Genomic DNA, 18,650 nt, shown 5'->3' with positions numbered 1-18,650 from the left:
GCTGGTGACGGGGGTCTGGGGATGTACGTCGACGACACAGTGGGTGCGGGGGTGGGGACGCACCCGATCTCCCGTGCCTGCCTCGTGATCTCGGCCGCGTTGGACGCCACGGTCGAGGTGGATCCGGTGTTCTTGTCCGCGGCCGCGCACCGGGAAGCGTTGTTGGAGCTGACCCGGTTGGGTGACCGGCTGGAGTCGTTGCGGATGCGGGTCATCCACGCCGCCGGCGCCCCCGGCGGCATCGCTGAAGCCGACGGGGCCCGGTCGCCCGCGGCGTGGTTGGCAGCCCGGACGAGGTCGGGGTTCGGGCCCGCCCGGGCGGCGGAGAAGCTCGCCGACGCGGTCGCCACCCGGTGGTTGCTGGTCGGGGCCGGGTTGGAGGACGGGCGGGTGACCCTGCCCCAGGCGAGGGTGATCGCCAAGGCGTTGGATGCGTTGGTCACCGACCCGATCCCCGGCGAGGAGATCCCCACCGACGTGCTGGCCGCCGCCGAGGCCCACCTGGTGGAGGCCGCCGCCATGTTCGACCCGGTCCACCTGGAACGGCTCGGCGCGAAGATCCTCGAGGTGGTCGCCCCCGAGACCGCCGACGAGCACGAGAAGTTGGCCCTGGACCGGGCCCAGCACCGCGCCAACACCGCGACCCGGTTGACCTTCCGCCGGCGCGGTGACGGTGCCACCGACATCGCAGCCCGGGTCCCCGACGCGGTCGCCGCCCGGTTGCGGACGGTGTTGGACGCGTGGACCTCCCCCAAGCAGGACGCCGGGAAGGATGCTGGGGCGGCGACCCCGTTCGGTGGGTTCGCCCAATGCGACCCCGCCACCGGGATCCGGCTCCCCCAAGAGCGGTTGCACGGGCAGGCGTTCCTGGCGTTCCTCGAGGCCGCCGACCCCAACCGGATGCCGATCCACGGCGGTGGGGCGACCCGGGTGGTGGTCACCATCAACCTCGCCGACCTGCGCCGTGACCTCGGCATCGGGACCATCATCAGCAACGGCGACCAGGCCACCCCGATCACCGCCTCGGAGGCACGACGGCTGGCCTGTCAGGCCGGGATCGTCCCCGCCATCCTCGGCACCGACGGGGTCCCCCTGGACATGGGGAGGTCGACCCGGTTCTTCACCCCGCAGCAGCGGCTGGCGAAGTCGCTGACTCATCGGGTCTGCGCCACCGAGGGGTGCACGGTCCCGTCGACGTGGTGCGAGGCTCACCACGGGCGGGACCCCTGGGGCCACGGCGGCAACTCCGACCTGGCAGATCTGACCTTCCTGTGTCCCTGGCACCACCACCGGGCCCACGACACCCACTTCACCACCCACAAGCTCCCGAACGGAGACGTCCGCTTCACTCGCCGCACGTAGACCGCAGGCAGCGGGATCCGTCACCAGTCGAAGGCCAGCTTGGCCGCCACGAAGAGCATCGTCGCCGCGATCACCAGCTCGAGCACCTGCCAGGCCCGGGGGCGGGCCAGCAGCGGGGCGAGCCCGCGGGCACCGAATCCGAGTCCGCTGAACCAGACGACGCTCGCGACGACCGCCCCCGTGCCGAAGGCCCAGCGCCCATCGACCAAGCCCTCGCCGAGCCCGCTCACGGGGCCGCTGTGGGTGGCCGCGATGGAGCCCACGAGCAGGACGGTGTCGAGGTAGACGTGCGGGTTGAGCCAGGTCAGCGCCACCGCCTTGCCGACCACGGTCCTCCGGGACTCCGAGGAGTCGGACCCCGCGCGATCGGCGCGCAGCGACTCGCTCGCGAAGGCCCGGCGCAGCGAGTGAGCGGCGTACCAGAGCAGGAAGGCCACGCCGAGCCATCGGACGACGTCGACCACCCACCCCGCGCGGTCGACGATCGCCCCGATCCCGCTGACCCCGGCCGCGATCAGCACCGCGTCGGAGACGGCACAGACGAGCACCACCGGCCCGACGTGCTGCCGCAGGATCCCCTGCCGGAGCACGAACGCGTTCTGCGCCCCGATGGCGACGATGAGCGAGCCGCCGGTCAGGAAACCGGCCAGGAGAGGTGCGAGCACGTGGGCACGCTAGAGCGTCGACGTGTCCGACCGACAGCGACTCCTGCTTCAGCCGGTGAAGGAGCCTTCATCATTCAGCCGAGCCCCGAGCCCCGAGCCCCGAGCCCCGACCCCGAGCCCCGACCCCGAGCCCCGAGCCGGGCCAGCGCCGACGCCGCGGCCGCCGCGCCGCCGGCCGACGCGAACGACTTCGCGATCCGGGTGGCGGCACCGCGCAGATCCTCGTCGGTCAGCGCGGTGCCGATCGCGGTGCGCAGCTCCTCGGCCCGCACCCGGGCGAACCGCACCCGGACCCCGGCCCCGGCCCGCACCACCTGGTCGGCGACCACCGGCTGGTCGTCCCGGATCGGCGCCACCACCAGCGGCAGCCCGGCCGCCAGCGACTCGCAGACCGTGTTGTGGCCCGCGTGCGAGACCACCGCGTCGACCCGCTGGAGCAGCGCGAGCTGCGGTACCCGGGGCCGGACCACGACGTTGGCCGGCGGGTCCGGGACCAGCTCGGGGGGTGCCACGAAGACCGCCTGCCACGGCTGGTCCCGACACGCCTCGGCGGCGACCCCCCAGAAGCGGGCACCCGCTTCCGCATTGAGGGTCCCGAGCGAGACCAGCACGGTCGGGCGCGAGGCGTCGAGGAGCTCCCAGTCGAAGTCGTCCTCCTCGGGCCGTCCGGCGACGGCCGGGCCGACGAAGGTGACCGGGGAGTCGACCGCCAGCGGGCCGACCAGCTCGGCGGTCGTGTAGGCCAGCAGCAGGTGCTCGGAGACCCGGAGGTCTCCCGCCTCGGCCACCTCGGTGGGGATCCCGTGGGCCAGCTGGAGCTCGACCCGCTTGCGGTGCATCGCCTCCGCGACCAGCGGCAACCCCGACAGTGGGTCCACCAGCTCGGCGGACGTGGTCGCCGACGTGGCCCACGGCAGGCCGCGGCGCCGCCCGACCACGGCCCCGGCCAGCGCCTGCTGGTCGACGACGAGCACGTCGGCCCCGAACGCCTCGACCGCGGCGTCGACCCCCTCGACCATCGCGTCGGCCAGCGGCAGCAGCACGTCCTCCTGGAGGAACTTGAACGCCGCGGCCCCGCGCAGGTCGCTGCGCCGTGCGCCCATCTCCTCGGCGTACCCCGTGACCTCCGCCGTCGTCGCCGCCAGGAACGTGGCGCCGGCGGGCAGCAGGTGCTCGACCGTGCCCGGGACGCCGGTCCAGGCGACCCGGTGCCCGGCGGCCACCAGCTCGGCGGCCACCGGCACGGTCGGGTTGACGTGCCCGGTGAACGGCGGGACGACGAAGAGGAAGCGCAGGTCGGTCGGGGTCGCCTCGGTCATCGGCTCAGGCTCCGGCGGTGGCAGCGGTGATAGCGGTGGCGGCGGTCGAAGGGGACGCCGCGGTCGCCGTGGTCGCAGCGGAGCGCTGGCGCGCCATCCACTCCAGCGCCCGCTCGCGGACCAGCTCGCTGCGCTCGGTGAGCAGCGAGTGCGTGGTGCCCGGCACGATCTCGAGCTCGCAGCCGGGGATCTGGGTCTCCAGCGCCTCGGCGAGGTGGAGGATGTCGGACTCGCTGCCGTACATCGCCCGCACCGGGCAGGCGATCTGCGGCAGCCAGCCGATCGGCTGCTCGTCCTTGAGGTCCTGGATCAGCGTGGTGTCGGCCAGGAACCGCTCGGCCCGCCGGGCCAGGCGGGACATCCGACGGTCCCCGTTGTTCTCGATCCACTCCTGCGAGGTGTTCTCGTCGAGGCCGAACGCCGCCAGCGCGAGGCTGCCGGCCATGTGCTCGGCCCACCCCTCGACGGCGAAGTGGGCCTCGACCAGGAAGAGGCTGGCCACCCGCTCGGGGTGCCGGTTGGCGAGCGCCAGCGCCACCACGGCGCCGAAGCTGTTGCCGAACAGGTGCACCGGCTCGTCGATCCCCCACTCGTCGAGCAGCGCCACCAGGTCGTCGACCTGGTGCTCCACGCCGTAGCCGGACGCCGGCTGGTCGGTGCGCCCGTGGCCGCGCAGGTCGTAGAGGTGCACGTCGCAGGTCAGCGCCAGCGGGTGGGCCAGGGTGTAGAACCAGCTGGAGAGGTTGTCGATCACCAGTCCGTGCAGCATCACCACGGGCGGGCGGGGGCCGCCGTCCGCCGGCTCGCGGTCGCCGCGGATCACCTGGACGTGGAAGCTCAGCCCGTTGGCCTGCACGTGCGGCACGCCGTCAGCCCTTCACCGAGGTGACCACGAAGTCGACGACCTGACCGACGGTGAGGCCGATGACCTCGTCGAGCTGCATGCCGGCCATCCAGCCGACGAAGTCGACCCGGTCGCCGTAGGTGGCCAGCAGCTGGTCGGCGAGCGCGACGAACTCGATGCTCTCCAGCTGCAGGTCGGCGTCGAACGACGTCTCGTCGGTCAGCGGGCCGTCGAGCAGCAGGTCGTCGCCGACCACGTCGGTGAGGATCCGCTCGAGGTCGGCCCGCACCTGCTCGCGGCTCGGTACGGCGGTGGTCGCCTCAGTCATGGTCGGGGGCGGGAACTGTCCAGGCAACGACGTACTCCTCACGTGCGGCGGACGCCGGGGTGGCGGCCGCGGGGTGGTGTGCGGGATCGGGGTGGGTCAGGGAGCGGGTGGCGACCCACTGGTCGCCGACGCGCAGGTGGTCGCGGTCGACCTCGACGACCTCGAAGTCCTTGGGCCGGCCCTGCAGTCCGGTGCCCAGGGCCTTGGCCGCGGCCTCCTTGGCGGCCCACCACCGGGTGAGCTCGCGGTCCCGGTCGCCCCCGGAGACGCGCTCGAAGAGCTCGTGCTCCTCGGCGGAGAGGGAGGCGGCCTCGAAGATCGCCGAGCGTTCGGCGACGAGCTCGATGTCGATGCCGACCGGTTCACCCAGGGAGGTGAGGGCGACCCCGAGCGCGCCGGAGTGCGCGATGGAGACCGACAGGTCCAGCTCGGTCGGGGTGGTCACCACCGGGCGGCCGGACTCCTCGTTGTGGACCTGGACCTCCACGGGGAAGAGCGGCCGCAGGCCCCGCTCGAGCACCTCGCGGCGGACGGCGTCCTTGGCAGCGATGCGCCCCAGCAGCCAGGTCCGCTGGGCGCGGGGGTTGCGGGAGTGGTAGTCGGCGCGCTCGGCCACGCCCAGGAAGCGGCGCATCACCAGGTCGCGCGAGGGCGAGTCGGGCCACCCCTCGCGGACCAGCATCCAGCCGCCGGGCTGGGGCTCGGCGAGCAGGTGGGGCCGCGGCGTCTTGAGCACCGCGAAGAGCCGGTCGTCGGACTGGAAGCGCCGGTCCTCCCAGCCCTCGATCCGGCACCACAGCTCGCCGTCGACGAGCAGCTCGAGGTCGGCCCGGACGGCGTCGTCGGTGAGCTCGGTGCAGTGGGCCACGCAGTCGACGGGGGTGCCCGGCGCCGGGTGCGGACCGAAGTAGGCGATCGAGTCCATGGTGGTGGGCAGCACCATCCGGTCCTTGTCGACCGCGCACGCGAACCAGTAGCCGAAGAGCTGGCCGGCGTTGTCGAGCAGTGCCCCCGGCGCGTTCTGGCTCTCCAGGGTGCCGCGGACGCCGTCGCCGCCGAAGACCTCGATCGAGCGGATGCCCTGGTATGCGGGGCCGTGGAAGAGGTGGCGGCGGGAGTAGATCTCCGGGACCGGGCACGGCATCTCCAACCGGCCCCGGATCGCCCGGTCCCACGGGCGCGGCGGGGCGGGGTGGCGAGCCGCGACGTGGACCAGGGCGCGGGCGTGGCCGTCGACGCTGGTGCGCACCACGGTCGTCCCCGCGGGGGCCTGGGCGGTGGCGATGGGGTCGATCGCGGCCCGCACGGTCACCTCGACCGGCGGGTCGACCGCGAGCCACTTGAAGGCGCGGATCGACTCCACCCGGACCGTCACCGCGCCGGGGACGAGGGCCTCGGCCTCCTCGGTCAGCATCTGCACGATCCCGGTCATCGGCACCAGCGGGAAGGTGTCCTCGGTGTCGGGCCAGTCCGGGGGCTGCTCGAAGAAGGCGTGGTCGAGCCACCACGGCTGGTCGACGACCGAGAGCCGGGCCGTGCGCTGACGGCTGGCCGCCGGCCCCGCGGCGGGCGCGGGGATGCCAGCCGGGACGCCGCCGGGCATGCCGCCCGGGATGCCGCCCGGGATGGCACCCGGCGCCGACGGGAAGCCCGGTGCCGGCGGGGGGACGGGTGCGGGTCCGGTGCCGGCCGGTCGCGCCGGGGGGAGCGGGGCCGCCGGGTTGTGGTGCGCGGCGGGGGCGCTGCGCGCCCGGCGAACCGGGCGCACCAGACCGGGGGTGGTGGCGGCGTGCAGGACCGCGCGCGCGGCGTCCGCGCTCTCGGTGAGGAACGCCTCGTACTCCGCGAGCAGGGCGGCCGGAAGGCCACGTGTCGTCTCGCTCGGCGCAGGGGATCGGGCGGGGGCGGGCGCCTGCGTGGTGACCGGCACGGGGGCGGTCGCGGCGGCCCCCGGGAGCTCGAGGGCGCTGAGGTCGATCTCCGCGCCGGTGCTCCACAGGGCGGCGGCCACCCGGCGCAGCTGGCCCAGGCCGCTGGTCCGCGCGCTGGCGGCCGCGACGGTCAGCACGTCCTCGTGGCGCAGGGTGTCGTCGACGAACCCCAGCAGGCTTCCCGTGCCGAGCTGCACGAAGGCGCGCACGCCCTCGGTGTGGAGACGCTCGGTGAGGCCTCGGAAGCGGACCGGCTCCACCAGGTGGCGCAGGGAGAGGGCGGTGATCCCCTCGCGGTCGTCGGGATAGGTGGCGCAGGTGGTCGCCGACCACAGCGGCACGCGCGCGGGCAGCAGCGGCAGGTGGCTGAACTGGGACCACATCGCCTCGACCAGCGGAGCGAAGAGGGGGGAGTGGAAGCCGGAGCGGAACGGCAGCTCCTGAGCGAGCACCTTGCGGGCCGCCGCCCGCTCGCGCACCGTCTCGGCGGCCCCGGCCGGAGCACAGACGATCGACTGGTGCGGGCAGTTGTCGTGCGAGACGTGGGCGTCGTCGAGGCCCGCCACCAGCTCCTCGGTGACCTCCACCCCGCACCCGAGCGCCACGAAGACCACGTCGGAGAACTGGATGTCGCCCGGGCGCAGGCTCGCCAGCAGCGCGTCGAGGGAGGCGTCCGGCACCATCCCGGAGACCACCTGACCGGTCCACTCGCCCAGGCTGTGGCCGGCGATGAGGTCGGGGCGGACCCCCATCCGCTCCAGGGCCCCCGCCAGCAGCCGGCCGACGGCGATGATGCCGCGACCCTGGTCCTGCAGCTCGGTGCTGTCGGGCAGGCCGGGCCAGGGCAGGTCGAAGTGTTCGGCCACGTCGCCGACCCGCGGGGCGAACTCGGGCTCCACGCCCGGGAAGAGGAACGCCACCTTGCCGCCCGAGGAGACCAGGCCGTCGGGGTCGAACCAGACGTCGTTGCGGCCCCGGAAGGCGGTCCCGCGGGCCAGCACCTTGGCGGCCAGCGCCAGCCGCCGGGCGTCGGGAGCCACCACGGCCAGCCGGGCGGGGCCCCCGGCCGGCACCGGCCGCTCGACGCGCTCCTCGGCGGGCGGGGCCGTCCACGCCTCCAGCTGGGCGGTCAGGTCGGCAGCGTCGCGCCCCGCGAGGAGCAGCAGCTCCTCGCGCTCGGCGACAGGGTGCGGGCCGGGCCGGCCCGTCGGGTCAGTCACGGCCCGGCGAGCCCGGCATCCGTGAGTCCTGCAGCGGCGAGCCGTGCAAGTGCTGACCGAGCCCGGAGCGGTCCAGGGGAGGTGCGAAGGCCTCGGGGTCGCCGCACATCACCACCAGCTGGGAGGGGCCCTCCTGGGCGGCGACCTGCTGGAGCAGCGCCCGGACGCCGTCGTGGGGGGCGAGCATGCCGATGCCGCGACGGGCGTACTCGCGCTCCAGCTCGGGGGAGACCATTCCGCCCCCGGCCCACGGGCCCCAGTCGAGGCTCAGCACCCGGCAGCCCTGCCGTCCGTCGTGGGCGCGGGCCAGCGTGTCCAGCGCGTCGTTGGCGGCGGCGTAGTCGACCTGGCCCTTGTTGCCGAAGACCCCGCTGACGCTGCCGAAGAGGGCGACGAACCGCATCCCCAGGTGGAGTCGGGACAGGATCGTGAGGGCGCCCTCGACCTTGGTCCCGTAGACGCGGTCGAAGCTCTCGTCGCTCTTGTCGCGCGCCAGCCGGTCCTCCAGCACCCCAGCCCCGTGGACGACGCCGTCCAGCCGGCCGAACCGCTGGTGCAGGTCGTCGAGGAGCAGGCCGAAGCGGGGCGAGCGGACGTCGAGGGCGACGTACTCCACCTCGGAGCCGAGCGCCCGGAGTCGGGCGAGGGTGGCGCGCACCTCACGCCCGGCGAGGATCCGGGAGCAGGTGGCCTCGATCTCGGCGGGGGTGCGCAGCTCGCCGATCTCCAGCAGCGCCCGGCGCAGGGCCCGGGTGTCTCCGGCGGCGGCGGTGCGCGGGTCCTCCTCGCCCTCGGGCAACGGGGAGCGGCCCACGAGGACCAGGCGGCAGGCCGCCCGCTGGGCGAGGGCCTCGGCGACCCGGGCGGTGATGCCGCGGGCGCCGCCGGTGATCACCACCACCGACTCCGCCTCCAGCGGCAGGCCGGGGTCCTGGTCGGCGAGGCGGCGGGCCGGGCCGACGGTGCGGCTGGCCCGGTGGCCACCGACCCACGAGATCGAGGTCGGGGCGTCGAGGTCGAGCAGCTCGTCGACCAGGGTCGCGGAGAGCGGCACGAGGTCCTCGTCGCGGAGGTCCGCCTCGCAGACCTCGACCGCACGGACCAGCACGTCGGAGCGCTCCCGGGCCAGGGAGCGCAGCAGGCCGGCGACGCCCGTCGGCGTGCCGTCGGAGTGCAGCGCGACGCCGACGGTGAGCAGTCGGCGCGCCTTACCCTCGAGGGCGGGGCGCAGGCCGGCGAAGACCCGCCGGGCGTCCGTCGCCGGGTCGCCCGCGGTCGCCGAGAGGTCGACGAGGACGTCGGCTCCGCCCAGGTCGGCCTCGCCCCGGACGGTGGGCCGGCCGGAGGCGTCGTGCGTCACGGTGACGACCGCCGCGCCGGCGTTGGCCAGGGCCCGCTCGACCCCGGCGGTGAGGCCGGGGTGTCCGGCGACCAGGGCCACCCGGGAGCCCGCCAGGTCGCCGAGGGGGACGGTGGGGCCCAGCGGCTGGCTGCGCACCTCGAAGAGGTGGGTGACCGCCGGGACGGCGTGCTCCGCGGGGGTGGGCTCCTGCGGCGCCGGCGCCGGTGCCGGTGGCGACACGGCGGCGGGCTGGGCGACCGGCGTCGGGTTGGCCGGCGTCGGGTCGGCCGGCGTCGGGTCGGCCGGCGTCGGGTCGGGAGGCGTCGGTTGGGCGGCGGGGCCCTGCTGGGACTCGATCCAGCCGACCAGGGCGCGGAGCGTCTTGTGCTTGGCGAGCTCCTCGACGACCGACTCGTCGAGCCCGGCACCGGAGAGCCCGGCCCCGTCGGCCCCGGGGACGGCGGGCCCGCCCAGTCCGATGCGCTCGGCGAGCTCGCCGACGATCTCGATGCGCTTGATGGAGTCGATGCTGAGGTCGGCCTCGAGGTCGAGGTCGGGGTCGAGCATCTCCACCGGGTAGCCGGTGCGGTCGCTGACCACGCCCTGGACGGCGGCCAGCAGCTCGGCACCGGAGAGCTCGGCACCGGCCGGCACGGCGGCGGGCGCGGCGGCGGGCGTTGCGCGCTCGGGCGCGGACTGCTGGGGCGCGGACTGCTGGGGCACGGCCTGCTGGGGCGCGGCCTGCTGGGGCGCGGCCTGGTCCAGGGCGGGCTGGTTCGCCACGGCGGCGGGCTGGTCGGCCGGTGTCGGGTCGGCCGGCGTCGGTTGCGCGGCGGGGCCCTGCTGGGACTCGATCCAGCCGACCAGGGCGCGCAGCGTCTTGTGCTTGGCGAGCTCCTCGACGACCGACTCGTCGAGCCCGGCCCCGTCGAGCCCGGCCCCGTCGGTCCCGGGGACGGCGGGCCCGCCCAGTCCGATGCGCTCGGCGAGCTCGCCGACGATCTCGATGCGCTTGATGGAGTCGATGCTGAGGTCGGCCTCGAGGTCGAGGTCGGGGTCGAGCATCTCCACCGGGTAGCCGGTGCGGTCGCTGACCACGCCCTGGACGGCGGCCAGCAGCTCGGCCGTGCTCCGGACCCCCGCAGGCGCGGACGGTGCCGGGGCAGCGGGTACGGCTGCGCCCGCCGGGACGGCCGCGGCCGGGGCAACGGAGGGGACAGCGGGAGGCACAGCGACGGGCACAACGGCGGGTGCGGCCGGGGGTGCGGCGGCCATGGGTGCCGCACCCGCGGCGCCAGGGGGAGCGGTCGGAGCGGCGCCGGCGGCCGGCCCGACGGCGGGCCCGACGGCGGGCACGGCAGCGGGCGGCAGGCCGGGCAGCGCAGGCAGGCCGGGCGCCCCGGCCGCCGGCACCTCGGCGCCCAGGTAGCGCAGCATCACGTCCCGCTCGGCGGCGACCATCTCGCGCAGGCCGCGCAGGTACTCCTGCACGACCACGGAGACGCCGTCGTCCGGCGCCTCGGCGAACCCAGCCGGGGCGGCGGCGAACCCAGCCGGGACGGCGGTGGACATGGCCGGGGCGGCGGTGGGCGCAGCCGGGACCGCGGCGGCGTCAGCGGGATCAGAGCTCACGGGTGCTCCCTGGGGGTAGGCGGTGGAGGCGGCCCCGGGCCCGGCGTGGGCGCTCGCGGCGAGCGGCGGCATCGTGGGCGCGGCCTGGAAGCTGCCCCGGATCGGGCTGCCGTCGGCGCCCCGGACGAAGGCGCCGTCCACCGTCCAGGCGGGGCCGGGCGCCGGCAGTGAGGGCAGGTCGAGGGCCTCGGTGCGTCCCTCGAAGAGCGCGGTGGGATCGACGGGCACGCCGAGGGTGGCGAGCTGGCCGACCGCGGCGAGGAAGCGGCGCAGGCCGGGCTCGCCGGAGGCGTCGGTGGCGACCATGGCGTGCGGGCGGTCGCCGAGGATCTTGGCGACCTGCTGGGTCAGCACCCGGCCGGGGCCCGCCTCGACGAAGACCCGGACGCCGGCGGCGTACATCGACTCGACCTGCTCGACGAACCGGACGCCGGTGCTCACCTGGTCGGCGAGCAGTCGGCGTACGGCCTCGGGGTCGTCGCCCGGGTAGGGCTCGGCGGTGGTGTTGGACCACACCGGGAACCGGGGGGCGGCGACCGGCAGGTCGGCGAGCCGGTGGGCGAGGAGCTGTCCGGCCTCGGCGACCAGGGGCGAGTGGAACGCGCAGGCCACCGGGATCACGGTCGCCTTGACGCCGTCGGTGTGCAGGGCGGCGACGGCCTCGTGGACGGCGTCCGTGGGGCCGGAGACGACCACCTGGCGCGGGCCGTTGTGGTTGGCCACCACCAGGGTGGGCCACGCCTCGAGCCGGGCGGAGACCTCCTCGATGGGCAGCGCGACGGCCGCCATGGTGCCGGGGTCGCCGCCGGAGCGCTCGACCGACTCCAGGATCGCCGCGCCCCGCGCGGCGCTCAGCTCGAGCAGGGTGGCGTCGTCGAAGGAGCCGGCCGCGGCCAGGGCGGCGAGCTCGCCGTAGCTGTGGCCGGCGGCGACGTCGGGCTCCACGCCGAGGCGTCGCAGCAGCCGGGTGATCGCCAGGGAGGCGATGCCCAGGGTCGGCTGGGCCACGTCGGTGGCGGTGATCGCGGCCTGCTGGTCGGCCCGCTCCTCGCGGGAGAACGCGGTCGGCGGGAACATCGTGCCGGTCCACCGCGACCCCAGCCGGAGCAGGTCGTCGAGGCCGCCGAAGGTGACGAAGAGGTCCTGGAGCATCCCGGGTCGCTGGCTGCCCTGTCCGGGGTAGAGGAAACCGACCCGGGGGACGCCCGAGGGGTCGAGGCCGGCCTCGGGGTCGGCGACGAAGACGCCGTGCCGGGCGTCGCTGCCACCGGCCACCCGGTCGAGCTGGGTGGCCAGCTCCTCCAGGCTGTCGGCGACCAGGGCCACCTGGACCGGGCCCCGGCCGCTCTGCGCGACGGCGGCGGCGAGGTCGCGCAGCCGGTGCCGCTGGCCCGCCGGGTCGCTCGCGCGGATCGCGGCCACCTGGTCGGCCAGCTCGGCGACCGCGCGGCGCGCCTCCTCGGCGTCGGGGGCGCGCAGCAGGAAGAGCTCGTGCGGCCAGTGGTCGGCGCCGAAGGCGGGACGGTCGCCCCCGTCGTAGGAGGAGACCAGGGCATGGAAGTTGGTGCCGCCGAAGCCGAAGGCGCTCACCGCCGCCCGCCGGGTCTCCTGCGGCCAGGGTGCCGGCTTCTCGTGGAAGCGGAATGGGCTGGTCGCGGCGTCGTAGTAGGGGTTGGGCGCGACCATGCCGGCGGTCGGCGGCAGCACCCCGTGGTGCACCGCCTTGACGACCTTGATCAGGCCGGCCAGCCCGGCGGCGCACTTGGTGTGCCCGATCTGGGACTTCACCGAGCCCAGGACCGCGGCGCCCGGCTCCACGCCGGACTCGGTGAACAGCTCGGTCAGGGTCGCCATCTCGGTGCGGTCGCCCACCACCGTGCCGGTGCCGTGCGCCTCGACCAGGCCGATCTCGGCGGCGCTGCGGCCGGCCAGGGTCAGTGCTCGCACCACGGCCCGCTGCTGGCCCTCCTTGCGGGGGGCGGTCAGCCCCAGGTGGCGGCCGTCGCTGGAGCCGGCGACGGCGTCGATCACGGCGTAGATCCGGTCGCCGTCGCGCTCGGCGTCGACGCGGCGCTTGAGCACCACGCAGGCGATGCCCTCGCCGAGGGCGATCCCGTCGGCGCTCGCGTCGAAGGTGCGGCAGCGACCCGTGGGGGAGAGCGCCTTGACCGAGGAGAACATCAGGTAGTCGTTGAGGCCGTTGTGCAGGTCGGCGCCTCCGGCCAGCACCAGGTCGGACTGTCCGGTGCGCAGCTCCTTGCAGGCGGCGTCGAGGGCGGCCAGGGAGGAGCCGCAGGCGGCGTCGACGGTGAAGTTGACCCCGCCGAGGTCGAGCCGGTTGGCGATGCGACCGGCGATGACGTTGGCCAGCACGCCGGGGAAGGAGTCCTCGGTGATGGTCGGCAGCCACTCGTCCAGGTCGTCGGGCAGGTCGCCGAGCAGCTGCGGCAGGAACGAGCGGACGCCGTACGCGCTGCCGAGCTCGTTGCCCGACTCGGCGCCGAAGACCACCGAGGCGCGCTCGCGGTCGAAGTGGCGCGTCGCGTAGCCGGCGTCGGCCATCGCCCGGCGGGCGACCTCGAGGCTCAGCAGCTGGACCGGCTCGATCGCGGCCAGCGAGGCCGGCGGGATGCCGTAGGCGAGCGGGTCGAAGCAGATCGCGTCCAGGAAACCGCCCCATTTCGAGGGGGTGTGGCGCCCGGCCTTCTTCGAGTAGGCCTCGGCGTCGTGGTAGAGCTCGGGGTCCCAGCGGTCGGCGGGCACCTCGGTGACCTCGCTGCGACCCGAGAGCACGGTGGCCCAGAACTCCTCGGCACTGGTCGACCCGGGGAAGAACGACTCCATCCCGATGACAGCGATGTCGAAGGGGTCGGCCTCCGGCTCGCGGATGCGGAGCGGCGAGGTCGCCGGGGCGCCCGGGTCGGAGGCCAGCGCGGCGCTGCCCAGGCTGATCTCGGCGTGCAGGGAGGCCACGGTGGTGACCTGGTCGCGCAGGGTGGCGACCTCGCCGATCATGTACATCCCCTGGGCGCGCTGCCGGTCGGCGTCGACCGGAACCAGACCCTCCTCGGTGCGGACCAGGCCCTTGGAGGCGATGCGCAGCCGGCCGAGGTTGAGCGCCTCGAGCTCGGCCCACCGGGCGTTCGCCTCGGTGCCGGCGCTCTCCAGGTCGGCCTTGCGGCGGGCGAAGGCCCGGACGAAGTCGGTCTCCACGCAGCGGGTGGCGTGCCCGGGGGCGGTCTCCAGCAGCACCGTGGTGCCGCACTCGAGCGCGACCTCCTGGAAGGCCGGCTCGATGGCGCCGGCGGCGACGGCTTCCTCGGTGAAGAGGTAGGCGGTGCCCATCAGGACACCGACCTTGGCGCCGCGGGCGGCCAGCGGGGCGAGCACCGCGGCGGCCATCGCGGCCGAGCGGGCGTCGTGGATGCCGCCGGCGAGCATGACGCGCAGCTCGGAGGGGTCGGCGACCTGCATCAGCCGCTCCACCTGGGCGTCCCAGAGGGCGAAGCTGGAGCGGGGACCGACGTGACCGCCGCACTCACGGCCCTCGAAGACGAAGGAGCGCGCACCGTCCTTGAGGAAGCGGTCGAGCAAGCCGGGCGAGGGCACGTGGAGGTAGGTGGCGATCCCCGCCTCCTCCAGCGGAGCCGCCTGGGAGGGCCGCCCGCCCGCGATCAGCGCCAGCGGGGGCGCCACCTCGTGGATGACCTCCAGCTGCTCGGCGCGCAGCTCGGCCGGGGCGAACCCGAGCACCCCGACACCCCACGGGCGGTCGCCGAGGAGCTCGGCGGTCTCGGTGAGCAGCGCCCGGACCTCGTGGCCGGGCATCAGGGCCAGGGCCAGGAACGGGAGCCCGCCGCCCTCGGCGACGGCCGCGGCGAACGACGCGCGGTCGCTGACGCGGGTCATCGGACCCTGGGCGATGGGGTAGCGGGTGCCGTGCGCGGCGGCGATCCCGGCGCCGGGGGAGAGCGGCGGGGCGGCCGTGGCGGCCTCGAGGTGCTCGGTGACGGCCGACCGCACCGCCTGGACGACGCCGCCCACCGTGACGAACCGCGCGGCCAGCGCGGCGGCCGAGCCGCTGTCCTGGCCCAGCGGCACCAGCTGGCGGTGCAGGTCGGGCCCGAGCATGGCGCGCACCGCGGCCGGGTCGCTCTGCTCCTCCAGCGAGGCGGCCGGCAGGTCGGGGCGGGTGTAGAACCGGACCCCGGCCACGACCCGGGTCTCGCTGCCGTCCATGGCGGCCAGGGCCCGGCGGGCCTCCGCGCCGAGGGAGGACTCGCGCAGCAGGCCGAGCTGGGTGTCCAGGACGACGCCGGCGCCGCCGCCGGCGAGGACGGCGGGCGCGGTGCGCAGGCCGATGCCGCCGCGCAGCCAGACCGGGACGCCGAGCCCGACGAGCTGCTGGAAGAGGATGAAGGCCTCGGTCGGGCCGACCACGCCGCCGGCCTCGCGGCCGGAGGCCAGCAGCCCGTGGAAGCCGGCCGCGACGGCCGCCTCGGCCTCCTCGCGGCTGGTGACCTGGGCGAGCAGGGTCCGCCCGGGAGCGGTCCAGGCGGTGACGAGATCGGTGAGGGTGGAGAGCGCTGCGGAGTCCGCCCGGCCGGTGAGCGCCAGCACGACCACCCCGAAGAGGTCCGGGGAGGCGGCGCCGGGGGTCACCGCGGCGCCGGGACGCAGCCAGCACGACGGCGTACGGCGGCGCCGCAGGTCGTCGGCGGCGGTCGCCAGCGCGGCGTCGTGGGGTGCGTCGAGCAGGCCGGTGCCCCCGGCCCGGTGAGCCGCGGCCACCAGACCCGGGTTCGGCTGTGCGCACGGGTCAGCGGCCACGACCACCTGCTGTGATCCGGGCTCGACAGCGCTCATCGCAAGACTCCCTCCGCCTGATGCGACCTCCGCCGGAGCGGATCGGAGCCTGGGAACCTCCCTAGTTACCAGACGGTCACATTCGGTGAGGAGCCACTGTAAGTCGAAACCTACCCAAGCGTAACCGATGTGACGCAGGTCACATTTACCCTCGCGGGAACCATCCTGAACGTTCCACCGTTCGGAATGGATCTGGTGACGTGGCTCACTCGACGTGCGATGCTCTGCGGTCACTGCGAGTCGCCCGCACCGGGGCGGCCGAGCGCTCGAGGCGCCCTTCGGGGGTGCCGGCGGAGGGACGTACGAAGGCATGCATCGACTCGTCGGAAGCGACACCGGCTTCCTCGCCATCGAGGGCCCGAGCCAGACCTCGACCTGCGTCGACGTGGTCCTCCTCGACCCCGGCGCGCAGGGGCCGCTGGACCTCGCCGGTCTCCGGGAGCGGATCGCCTCGCGGCTGCCGGCCACCCCCGGTCTGCGGCGCCGGCTGCGCGAGGTGCCGCTCGGGGTCGCCCACGGGATCTGGGTCGACGACCCCGACTTCGACCTCGACGCTCACCTGGACCACACCACGCTGGCCCCCCCGGGCGGCGAGGACGAGCTGCGGGCGCTGCTGGCGCGGATGCTGCCGGTGGTCCTGGACCGCTCCCGCCCGCTGTGGCGGCTCACCCTGGTCGACGGCTTCGACGGGGGGCGCCAGGCGCTGGTCTTCCGGTTCCACCACACCCTGGCCGACGGGGCGGGGCTGGTGGAGACGATCACCCGGCTGCTCGACGACCGGGCGGAGGGCAGGCCGCCGGCCCCGGGGTCGGAGCCGGCGGCGGTGCCGGCTCACGACCCGGGCGCCGTACGCCTGCTGCTGATCGCCCTCCTGGGCCAGCTGAGGGCCTGGCTCACCGCCCCCGCGCTGCTGGTCCGCACCGTGCGCCGGTTCCGTGCGGTCGAGCGGCGCAAGACCGAGGCCGAGGTGAGGGTGCCCCGGTCGCTGCGCGACTCCCCGCCCTCGGTGCTCAACCGCTCCGCCGACGCGGCGCGCGACTTCGCCCGGGCCCGGCTGTCCCTGGGCGACCTGAAGGCGGTGCGCGACGCCGCCGGGTGCACGCTGAGCGACGTCGCCCTCGCGGTGGTCGCCGGGGCGCTGCGCGCCTACCTGCTCGAGCGCGACGAGCTGCCCGAGGCTCCGCTGGTCGCCAACGTCCCCGTCGGCAACGACCCGGCCGGGGCCGGCCCCCGCACCACCGGCAACCACTTCTCCAACTACTTCACGCTGCTCCCCACCGACCTGGCCGACCCGCGCGAGCGGCTCGCGGCGGTGGCGGCCGGCACCGCCGAGGCCAAGCTCCAGCTCGAGCTGCAGGGCAAGGACACCGTCCCGGCCTGGATCGACCGCGTCCCGCCGGCGCTGGCCGCCCGGCTGGCCGGCCGGATGGCGGCCCGGCAGCGCGAGGGCGCCGTCGCACCCGACTGCAACGTGCTGATCTCCAACATGCGGGTGCCCGCCCCGTGGACCTTCCGCGGGCAGGAGGTGCCCGACTTCTTCATGACCGGCCCGGTCGCCGACGGCGCCGGCCTCAACATCACCCTGACCGGCTACGGCGACCACCTGACCCTGGCGGTCGTGGTCAACCCGAGCGCCGTCGCGCAGCCCGCCGAGCTCGCGCGCCTCCTCGAGGAGGGCATGGCCGAGCTCCGCCGGGCCTGCGCGGCCGGCCGGCCGGAGGTGGCCTGATGCGTCGGCTCAACGGGGAGGACGCCGGCTTCCTCTACATGGAGCAGCCCGAGCAGCCGATGAACTCGATGGCCGTGGGGGTGCTGGAGCCCGGCGAGCCGCTGACCCTCGACGACCTGCGAGGGCACCTGGCCTCCCGCCTCGAGGAGCTTCCGTCCTTCCGGTGGCGCATCCTCCCGGTGCCGCTGCGCCTCCACCACCCGGTCGCCGTGCCCGACCCCGACTTCGTCCTCGACCGGCACCTGCGCCACGTGACCCTGCCACCCGGCGAGGGGGACGAGGCGGGTCTCGACGCGCTCTTCGCCCGGCTCGCCGAGGAGCACCTCGACCGCGGCCGGCCGCTGTGGCAGGCGGTGCTCGTGGACGGCCTCGACGGGGGCCGCCAGGCGCTGGTCGTGAAGTACCACCACTGCCTGGCCGACGGGGTGGCCGGCATCTACAACTTCTCCCGCCTCTTCAGCGACGCCGCCCACCCCCCGGCGGCCCAGCCCGCCTTCGCGCCCACCGCGCTGCCGGGCCGGGCCCGGCTGGTGGCCGGCGCGCTCGCCGACCACGCCCGGGCGCTGGTCCGGCTGCCCGGGCTGCTGCTGCGCACCGCCCTGGGCATCCGCGCGGTCCGGGCGCGACGGCGTACGGCGAGCGTGGAGGTGCCGGGCTTCGACGGCCAGGCGCCGTGGACCCCGCTCAACGACGCATTCACCCCCGCCCGCCGCTACGTCCGCGCCGCGATCCCGCTCGACGGGGTCAAGCAGATCAAGGACGCCTCCGGGGGCACGCTCAACGACGTGGTGCTGGCCGTCGTGGCCGGGGCGCTGTGCCGCTACCTGCCGACCCGGGGCGGGCTGCCCGAGCGCGCGCTGCTCACCACCGTGCCGGTGAGCACCGAGGAGACCCACGCGCTGACCCGCCAGTGGGGCAACCACTTCTGGAGCTTCACCACCACCCTGGCCACCGACGTCGCCGACCCGTGGGAGCGGCTGGCGGCGATCGGCGCGAGCGCCCGGGAAGGCAAGCAGCGCCTGGAGGCGCTGGGGGTGGGACTGGTGCCGGACTGGCTCGACGTCCTGCCGCCGCTCCTGGTGGAGCCGGCGGCCCGGAGCATGCTGGAGCGCGGGCGGCAGGCGACGGACTCCGTCGACGCCACCATCCTGGTCTCCAACGTCCGGGGCCCCGCGGAACCCTGGTCGCTGCGCGGGCGCACCGTGGTCGACCTGCACGTCGACGGGCCGCCGAGCAACGGCGTCGGAGTCAACGTGATGGTCTGGAGCTACGGCGACCGGCTGTTGCTGGGCTGCCTGGCCTTCGCGGACGCCCTCGACGACCCGGCCGGGTTCCGGCAGGCGCTCCTGGAGAGCTATGACGAGCTGCGGGCGCTGGCCGAGGAGCGCCGCGGCCGGGTCGCCTAGCCGGCA

9 protein-coding genes are annotated in these 18,650 nt (G+C 75.5%); 3 read left to right on the top strand and 6 right to left on the bottom strand.

Annotation, left to right across the window (positions count from 1 at the left end; all coding sequences use genetic code 11):
- Positions 1-1,362: HNH endonuclease signature motif containing protein (locus tag AC4BG9_RS08515; RefSeq protein WP_490570646.1), on the top strand; the 1,362-nt coding region annotated here is incomplete at its 5' end.
- Between the two features lie 20 nt (positions 1,363-1,382).
- Here AC4BG9_RS08515 and AC4BG9_RS08510 read toward each other — a convergent pair.
- The 6 genes from AC4BG9_RS08510 to AC4BG9_RS08485 form a co-directional block, all read right to left on the bottom strand.
- Complete coding sequence (locus AC4BG9_RS08510; protein WP_490570645.1) at positions 1,383-2,027, bottom strand: LysE/ArgO family amino acid transporter; 645 nt, start codon at positions 2,025-2,027, stop codon at positions 1,383-1,385.
- Positions 2,028-2,101: 74 nt separating this feature from the next.
- Positions 2,102-3,346, bottom strand: coding sequence for a glycosyltransferase (locus AC4BG9_RS08505; protein ID WP_490570644.1), 1,245 nt, complete (start codon positions 3,344-3,346; stop codon positions 2,102-2,104).
- A gap of 4 nt (positions 3,347-3,350) precedes the next feature.
- Positions 3,351-4,211, bottom strand: a complete 861-nt coding sequence (locus AC4BG9_RS08500; RefSeq protein ID WP_490570643.1) for an alpha/beta fold hydrolase — start codon at positions 4,209-4,211, stop codon at positions 3,351-3,353.
- A 4-nt stretch (positions 4,212-4,215) separates the two neighbouring features.
- Positions 4,216-4,518, bottom strand: coding sequence for a hypothetical protein (locus AC4BG9_RS08495; protein ID WP_490570642.1), 303 nt, complete (start codon positions 4,516-4,518; stop codon positions 4,216-4,218).
- On the bottom strand, positions 4,511-7,669 hold the full coding sequence (locus AC4BG9_RS08490) for a type I polyketide synthase (RefSeq protein ID WP_490570641.1): 3,159 nt from the start codon (positions 7,667-7,669) through the stop codon (positions 4,511-4,513). The genes AC4BG9_RS08495 and AC4BG9_RS08490 overlap by 8 nt, the downstream gene beginning before the upstream one ends.
- Positions 7,662-15,509, bottom strand: a complete 7,848-nt coding sequence (locus tag AC4BG9_RS08485; RefSeq protein WP_490570640.1) for an SDR family NAD(P)-dependent oxidoreductase — start codon at positions 15,507-15,509, stop codon at positions 7,662-7,664. Before AC4BG9_RS08485 ends, AC4BG9_RS08490 begins: the two co-directional genes overlap by 8 nt.
- Positions 15,510-15,819: 310 nt before the next feature.
- Between AC4BG9_RS08485 and AC4BG9_RS08480 the strand changes: the two genes are divergently transcribed.
- On the top strand, positions 15,820-17,238 hold the full coding sequence (locus AC4BG9_RS08480) for a wax ester/triacylglycerol synthase family O-acyltransferase (protein WP_490570639.1): 1,419 nt from the start codon (positions 15,820-15,822) through the stop codon (positions 17,236-17,238).
- Positions 17,238-18,644 (top strand): wax ester/triacylglycerol synthase family O-acyltransferase, encoded by a 1,407-nt coding sequence (locus tag AC4BG9_RS08475; RefSeq protein ID WP_490570638.1) that lies wholly within the window; start codon positions 17,238-17,240, stop codon positions 18,642-18,644. Before AC4BG9_RS08480 ends, AC4BG9_RS08475 begins: the two co-directional genes overlap by 1 nt.
- Positions 18,645-18,650 lie beyond the last annotated feature (6 nt).

This window comes from Nocardioides sp. Z40_12, assembly GCF_058215795.1.
This window is presented reverse-complemented; position numbering and strand designations above follow the sequence as displayed.

What these genes read in the sequence shown, in the direction of transcription:
- AC4BG9_RS08505 (WP_490570644.1), bottom strand. Translation starts at nt 3,346, where the DNA reads ATGACCGAGGCGACCCCGACCGACCTGCGCTTCCTCTTCGTCGTCCCG.
- AC4BG9_RS08495 (WP_490570642.1), bottom strand. Translation starts at nt 4,518, where the DNA reads ATGACTGAGGCGACCACCGCCGTACCGAGCCGCGAGCAGGTGCGGGCC.
- AC4BG9_RS08485 (WP_490570640.1), bottom strand. Translation starts at nt 15,509, where the DNA reads ATGAGCGCTGTCGAGCCCGGATCACAGCAGGTGGTCGTGGCCGCTGAC.
- AC4BG9_RS08480 (WP_490570639.1), top strand. Translation starts at nt 15,820, where the DNA reads ATGCATCGACTCGTCGGAAGCGACACCGGCTTCCTCGCCATCGAGGGC.
- AC4BG9_RS08475 (WP_490570638.1), top strand. Translation starts at nt 17,238, where the DNA reads ATGCGTCGGCTCAACGGGGAGGACGCCGGCTTCCTCTACATGGAGCAG.